Annotated in this window: 6 protein-coding genes; 3 read left to right on the top strand and 3 right to left on the bottom strand. The window is 62.4% G+C overall.

The window, feature by feature from the left end:
• Positions 1–74: 74 nt before the first annotated feature.
• The gene (gene tyrS / locus ACCC94_RS12470) at positions 75–1,274 is read right to left on the bottom strand and encodes a tyrosine--tRNA ligase (RefSeq protein WP_413349774.1); all 1,200 of its coding nucleotides are present in this window, start codon (positions 1,272–1,274) and stop codon (positions 75–77) included.
• A 182-nt stretch (positions 1,275–1,456) separates the two neighbouring features.
• Between tyrS and ACCC94_RS12465 the strand changes: the two genes are divergently transcribed.
• Positions 1,457–2,902, top strand: a complete 1,446-nt coding sequence (locus ACCC94_RS12465; protein WP_413349773.1) for a peptidoglycan DD-metalloendopeptidase family protein — start codon at positions 1,457–1,459, stop codon at positions 2,900–2,902.
• A gap of 3 nt (positions 2,903–2,905) precedes the next feature.
• The gene (locus ACCC94_RS12460) at positions 2,906–3,997 is read left to right on the top strand and encodes an anhydro-N-acetylmuramic acid kinase (protein ID WP_413349772.1); all 1,092 of its coding nucleotides are present in this window, start codon (positions 2,906–2,908) and stop codon (positions 3,995–3,997) included.
• Positions 3,998–4,053: 56 nt separating this feature from the next.
• Here the strand turns inward: ACCC94_RS12460 and erpA are convergent, their stop codons facing one another.
• Both erpA and argC read right to left on the bottom strand, forming a co-directional pair.
• A complete protein-coding gene (erpA, locus tag ACCC94_RS12455; RefSeq protein WP_017517350.1) occupies positions 4,054–4,404 on the bottom strand; it encodes an iron-sulfur cluster insertion protein ErpA in 351 nt (116 codons plus the stop codon).
• Positions 4,405–4,539: 135 nt separating this feature from the next.
• Positions 4,540–5,574 carry an N-acetyl-gamma-glutamyl-phosphate reductase gene (argC, locus tag ACCC94_RS12450; RefSeq protein ID WP_413349771.1) on the bottom strand — a complete coding sequence of 345 codons (1,035 nt, stop codon included), beginning with the start codon at positions 5,572–5,574 and terminating at the stop codon, positions 4,540–4,542.
• Between the two features lie 248 nt (positions 5,575–5,822).
• Between argC and hemJ the strand changes: the two genes are divergently transcribed.
• Entirely contained in the window at positions 5,823–6,248 is a 426-nt protein-coding gene (hemJ, locus tag ACCC94_RS12445) for a protoporphyrinogen oxidase HemJ (protein ID WP_413349770.1), read from the top strand.
• Positions 6,249–6,251 lie beyond the last annotated feature (3 nt).

The raw sequence follows: 6,251 nt of genomic DNA, 5'->3' as shown, positions 1-6,251 counted from the left end.
AGCGCTTCGTCGCTGGGAGTGGTGCGCATTATAGGGAGTTTAAATCGGCCGTCAACGACTAATTTAAACTTTCTTCACTCGGCGACCAGGGAGACGCGAGCGAAGGCTTTCTTGCCGGCCTGCAGGACGTGGACAGCCCCCACCTTGAAGACGAAGCTGCGATCCACGACTTCGCCATCCACCCGCACCCCACCGGAAGACAACAGGTCGCGAGCGACGGCAGAGTTCTTCACCAGCCCAGCCTTATTAAGGACAGCGCCAATGGGAAGATCTTCCGCTGCCGCCACTTCCACCTCCGGCAAGTCCTCCGGCAGCTCACCTTCCTTCAGCCGGTTGCCAGCGGACTTGTGCGCGGACGCAGCAGCCTCTTCACCATGGAAGCGAGCGACGATTTCCTCAGCCAGCTTGATCTTGATGTCGCGCGGGTTGGCGCCAGCCTCGACGTCCTTCCGGAAGCCGTCGATTTCCTCCATGGAACGGAAGCTGAGCAGCTCGAAGTAACGCCACATCAGGGTGTCAGGGATAGAGACCAGCTTGCTGTACATGACACCTGGCGCTTCCTGGATACCGATGTAGTTGCCCAGGGACTTGGACATCTTCTTCACGCCATCCAGACCTTCGAGCAGCGGCATGGTCAGGATGCATTGCGGCTCCTGCTCGTAGGCACGCTGGAGCTCCCGCCCCATCAACAGGTTGAACTTCTGGTCGGTGCCGCCGAGTTCGACGTCCGCGCGAAGCGCCACCGAGTCGTAGCCTTGAACGAGCGGATAAAGGAACTCGTGAATGGCGATGGATTGATTGCTGGCATAACGTTTGCTGAAATCATCGCGTTCCAGCATACGGGCAACGGTGTACTGGGAAGCCAGACGAATGAAATCAGCGGGGGAAAGCTGGTCCATCCAGGTGGAATTGAAGGCTACTTCGGTCTTCGCGGGGTCGAGGATCTTGAAGACCTGGGCCTTGTACGTCTCGGCGTTGTCGAGAACCTGCTCGCGAGTGAGGGGTGGGCGGGTAACACTTTTCCCGCTGGGGTCACCGATCATCCCAGTGAAGTCACCAATCAGGAAGATCACCTGATGGCCAAGCTCCTGGAACTGGCGCAGCTTATTAATAAGGACAGTGTGCCCGAGGTGCAGGTCCGGGGCGGTCGGGTCGAAGCCGGCCTTGATACGCAGGGGCTGGCCGCGCTTGAGCTTTTCGATCAGCTCGGCCTCCACGAGAATTTCGTCTGCTCCACGCTTGATCAGCGCCAGCTGCTCTTCGACCGACTTCATTGCAGGTTCCTGTACGTTGCGAATTGCGAAAGGGAACCAACGATACAAGAACAGGCACTAAAAACAAGTTTTGCCCAGCGCCAGAGGACAGGACGTCAGAAGCCCGACATCAGGGTTGCTTCAGAGGGAATTTGGTTATATTTTAGGCAGTTATTTCACATTCCAAAAACACCACTCACGCCATGACGCAATCCGATCAGAAAGCGCCGTACTACCCGAAGAGCCATCTGCTGGCCGCAAGCGGTGTAGCAGCGCTCCTCAGCCTGGCTCTGCTGGTGTTCCCCTCGGCCGAGGTCGAGGCGAAGAAGACCACGCTCAATCTCGAGCTGGAAAGCAGCACCGAGCAGATCCTCCAGGAAAAAGACGACCTTCGACCCAACGCGGTCACGGAAGACGACGGCACTTCGCCTTTTGCACAGATAGAAGGCCAGCCGGACAACCAGAACAGCGCCGGAAAAGACGCGGAAAAGAACAACGATCTCGCCGATTCGAACAAGCCAGCCTCCCCCTCCGCTTCCGCAGACCCTGCGTGGAAAAGCGTGACCGTGGGCAAGGGCGACACTCTTTCTACCGTGTTCGCGAAGGCCGGTCTGCCGGCGAACGTCGTGCACGACATGCTTGCCGCCAACAAGGACGCCAAGCAGTTCACCCGTCTTGATATCGGCCAGGACGTGGACTTCCTCATCGACACCAAGGGCGAGCTGCAGGGCCTGAAGGTCAAGCGCAGCGACCTGGAAACCATCAGCCTGAACAAGTCCGCCAAGGGCTATGACTTCAAGCGCGACCTGGTCAAGCCCTCGGTACACGCCAACTATGCCCACGGCCGCGTCGACAGCTCGCTGTTCGTCGCCGGCAAGAGCGCGGGGCTGTCCCACGACCTGATCATGTCGATGGCCAACATCCTCGGCTACGACATCGACTTCGCCCAGGATATTCGCGAAGGCGACGAGTTCGACGTGATCTACGAGTCCCAGCAGGTACAAGGCAAGCAAGTCGGCACCGGCAGCATCCTCGCGGTGCGTTTCGTCAATCGCGGCAAGGAATACACCGCGGTGCGTTACACAACCAAACAGGGCAATACGAGCTACCTGCGCGCCGACGGCAGCAGCATGCGCAAGGCGTTCATCCGCACTCCGGTGGACTTCGCCCGCATCAGCTCGCGCTTCTCCATAGGGCGTTTCCACCCGATCCTGAACAAGATTCGTGCACACAAGGGCGTGGACTACGCGGCGCCCATCGGTACGCCGATCAAGGCGACCGGCGACGGCAAGATTCTCGAAGCCGGCCGCAAGGGTGGCTACGGCAACGCCGTGGTGATCCAGCACGGCCAGCGCTATCGCACCGTGTACGGCCACATGAGCCGCTTCGCCAAGGGCATCCGCTCCGGCGTGGCAGTGAAGCAGGGCCAGATCATCGGCTACGTCGGCATGACCGGCCTCGCCACCGGCCCGCACCTGCACTACGAGTTCCAGGTCAACGGCCAGCACGTCGATCCGCTGAGTGCCAAGCTGCCCACCGCCGACCCGCTGAGTGGCCCTGAGCGCAAGCGTTTCCTGGCGCAGACCCAACCGCTGATCGCGCGCATGGACCAGGAGAAGGCAACCTTCCTGGCCCTGAACAAGCGCTGATTCATGCCGCTCTATCTGGGGGTGATGTCCGGTACCAGTCTCGACGGACTGGACATCGCCCTGATCGAGCAGGGCGAGCGGACCACGCTGCTCGCCTCCCATTACCTGCCCATGCCTGCGGCGCTGCGCGCCGATCTCCTGGCGCTCTGCTCATCTGGTCCGGATGAAATTGCCCGCTCCGCCCTGGCGGAAAACAGCTGGGTGCGTCTGGCGGCCCAGGGCATCAATGAACTCCTCGCTCGCGAGAAGCTGAGCGCCAGCGCGATCCGCGCCATCGGCAGCCACGGCCAGACCATCCGCCACGAGCCGCACCTGGGCTTCACCGTGCAGATCGGTAACCCGGCACTGCTCGCCGAGCTGACCGGAATCGATGTCGTCGCCGACTTCCGCCGCCGCGACGTAGCCGCTGGCGGCCAGGGTGCGCCGCTGGTGCCCGCTTTCCACCGCGCGCTGTTCGGCAGCGATAAGCGCGAATGCGCGATCCTCAATGTCGGCGGCTTCAGCAACGTCTCGCTGCTCAGTCCTGGCAAGCCGGTTCGCGGATTCGACTGCGGCCCCGGCAACGTCCTGCTGGATGCCTGGATTCAGGAGCAGCGCGGCGATGCCTACGACCGTGACGGCGCCTGGGCGGCGAGCGGCAACATCGAGCAGACGCTGCTGCAGAAGATGCTGGCCCATGACTTCTTTGCCGCCAAAGGCCCGAAGAGCACCGGACGCGAGCGCTTCAACCTGAAGTGGCTGAACGCAGTCCTGGCCGGCCACGGCCCGGTGAAGCCCGAAGACGTGCAGGCAACCCTGCTCGAGCTGACCGCGCAAAGCATCGCCGCAGCACTACTGGACGCGCAGCCCGGCTGCGAGGAAGTGGTGGTCTGCGGTGGTGGCGCCTTCAACGCAACGCTGATGCAGCGACTGGCCGCGCATATGCCGGGCGCCAGCGTGATCAGCAGCCTCGACCGCGGCGTACCGCCGGAATGGATGGAAGCAATGGCCTTCGCCTGGCTGGCTCATCGCTTCTTCGAACGCGAGCCCGGCAACTGCCCGGAAGTCACGGCCGCTCACGGGCCACGCATCCTCGGCGCGCTTTATCCCGCCTGAACCGCCGCACAAACAAAAACGCCGCGCATCTGCGCGGCGTTTTCGCTTCCAGGGCATCAGATCGAGAAGGACTGACCGCAGCCGCAGGTGGTCGCTGCGTTCGGGTTCTTGATGACGAACCGCGAACCTTCGAGGCCTTCCTGGTAATCCACTTCCGCTCCGACGAGGTACTGGAAGCTCATCGGATCGACTACGAGGTTGACGCCGTCGCGCTCGACGATGGTGTCGTCGTCCGCGGTGTCTTCATCGAAGGTGAACCCGTACTGGAAGCCCGAACAGCCACCGCCCGTGACGAACACCCGCAGCTTGAGGCGCGGGTTGCCTTCTTCGTCGATCAGGTTCTTCACCTTGTTCGCAGCGCCTTGCGAGAACATCAGCGGAGTGGGGGTGAAGGTTTCGATGGTCATGGTGACAACTCTCCCGGCCGAAGCCGTACGTTACAACATTGCGGACTATTATCCGCTTACCCCAGAAAAACGGTCAACTAATCCGACTCATCCATTGGTCCAGATCAATCGGCCGCTTCCTGGGGCAATCTTTCCTTAAGGCAGCAGCGCGACGTTGGACAGGCCCAGGTGCTCATCCAGGCCGAACAGGATGTTCATGTTCTGGATCGCCTGGCCGGACGCGCCCTTCACCAGGTTGTCGATGACCGAGAGGATCACCACCAGGTCGCCGCCCTGCGGACGGTGCACCGCGATGCGGCAGACGTTGGCACCGCGTACGCTGCGGGTTTCCGGATGGCTGCCGGCTGGCATCACGTCGACGAACGGCTCGTTGGCGTAGCGCTCTTCGTACAGCTTCTGGAGATCGACGCCACGATCAGCGACGCGTGCGTAGAGGGTCGCGTGGATGCCGCGAATCATCGGGGTCAGGTGCGGCACGAAGGTCAGGCCGACATCACCCTTGGCAGCGCGGCGCAGGCCCTGGCTGATTTCCGGGAGGTGACGGTGACCTTTCACCGAGTACGCCATCATGCTTTCGCCGGCTTCGCAGAACAGCGAACCGACCTTGGCGCCACGTCCAGCGCCGCTGACGCCGGACTTGCAGTCGGCGATCAGTTGGCTGGTGTCGGCCAGGCCGTTCTCCAGCAGCGGGATGAAACCGAGCTGGGTGGCGGTCGGGTAGCAGCCGGGAACGGCGATCAGCCGCGCGGACTTGATCGTCTCCCGATTCACTTCCGGCAGACCGTAAACGGCCTCGGACAGCAGCTCCGGCGCGCCGTGGGGCTGGCCGTACCACTTGGCCCACTCTTCGGCGTCCTGCAGGCGGAAGTCCGCGGACAGGTCGATCACCCGGGTACCGGTCGCCAGCAGTTCACCAGCCAGCGCATGGGCCACGCCGTGCGGGGTGGCGAAGAACACTACGTCGCACTCGCCCAGACGCTTCACGTCCGGCACGCTGAAGGCCAGGCCGTCGTAGTGGCCTCGCAGGTTCGGGTACATGTCGGCGACTTTCACGCCCTCCTCGGAACGCGAGGTGATCACCTCGACGCGCGCCTGGGGATGCTGTGCCAGCAGGCGCAGCAGTTCCACGCCCGTATAACCCGTACCGCCTACGATACCGACCTTGATCATCTGCCTGTCACTCCACCTATGGGGCCAAATTCAGGGGCAACCATGATATGGGCCACCGCCCCCGCTGAATAGAGCGAATCCGCCGGGATAGCGGCTTCCATCGGGCTGCGATTGCTCCTTTCCGATCAGCGTTGCCCGATTCATATCGCCGCAGGCCGCCGATCTTTCCCACAGCCGCGCGGCCGCGGGGATGACGGCATTGCATGGCGCCACTACTATCGGCTCAACCGTGATCCGAGGAATTCCTGATGCTTTACCTGTGGTTGAAAGCCTTTCACATCATTGCCGTGGTCTGCTGGTTCGCCGGCCTCTTCTATCTTCCCCGCCTTTTCGTCTACCACGCCATGAGCGAGGACGCCGCCAGCCGCGAGCGCTTCTGCGTGATGGAGCGCAAGCTGTACCGCGGCATCATGGGCCCGTCGATGATTCTCACCATCGTCCTCGGCGCCTGGATGCTCTATCTCAATCCGGCCTGGCTGACCCAGGGCTGGATGCACGCCAAGCTCACCCTGGTGGTGCTCCTGATCGGCTACCACCACGCTTGCGGCGCCATGCTCAAGCGCTTCGCCCGCGGCGAGAACGGCCGCAGCCATGTGTTCTACCGCTGGTTCAACGAGGTGCCGGTGCTGTTCCTGGTCGCCATCGTGATCCTGGTGGTCGTCAAACCCTTCTGACCC

The sequence above is a fragment of the Pseudomonas sp. Pseusp97 genome, assembly GCF_047304025.1.
Classification (GTDB): Bacteria; Pseudomonadota; Gammaproteobacteria; order Pseudomonadales; family Pseudomonadaceae; genus Pseudomonas.
The sequence above is the reverse complement of the archived record's forward strand: the minus strand, read 5'-3'. Positions and strand labels throughout refer to the sequence as shown.

What these genes read in the sequence shown, in the direction of transcription:
- tyrS (WP_413349774.1), bottom strand. Translation starts at nt 1,274, where the DNA reads ATGAAGTCGGTCGAAGAGCAGCTGGCGCTGATCAAGCGTGGAGCAGAC.
- ACCC94_RS12465 (WP_413349773.1), top strand. Translation starts at nt 1,457, where the DNA reads ATGACGCAATCCGATCAGAAAGCGCCGTACTACCCGAAGAGCCATCTG.
- ACCC94_RS12460 (WP_413349772.1), top strand. Translation starts at nt 2,906, where the DNA reads ATGCCGCTCTATCTGGGGGTGATGTCCGGTACCAGTCTCGACGGACTG.
- erpA (WP_017517350.1), bottom strand. Translation starts at nt 4,404, where the DNA reads ATGACCATCGAAACCTTCACCCCCACTCCGCTGATGTTCTCGCAAGGC.
- argC (WP_413349771.1), bottom strand. Translation starts at nt 5,574, where the DNA reads ATGATCAAGGTCGGTATCGTAGGCGGTACGGGTTATACGGGCGTGGAA.
- hemJ (WP_413349770.1), top strand. Translation starts at nt 5,823, where the DNA reads ATGCTTTACCTGTGGTTGAAAGCCTTTCACATCATTGCCGTGGTCTGC.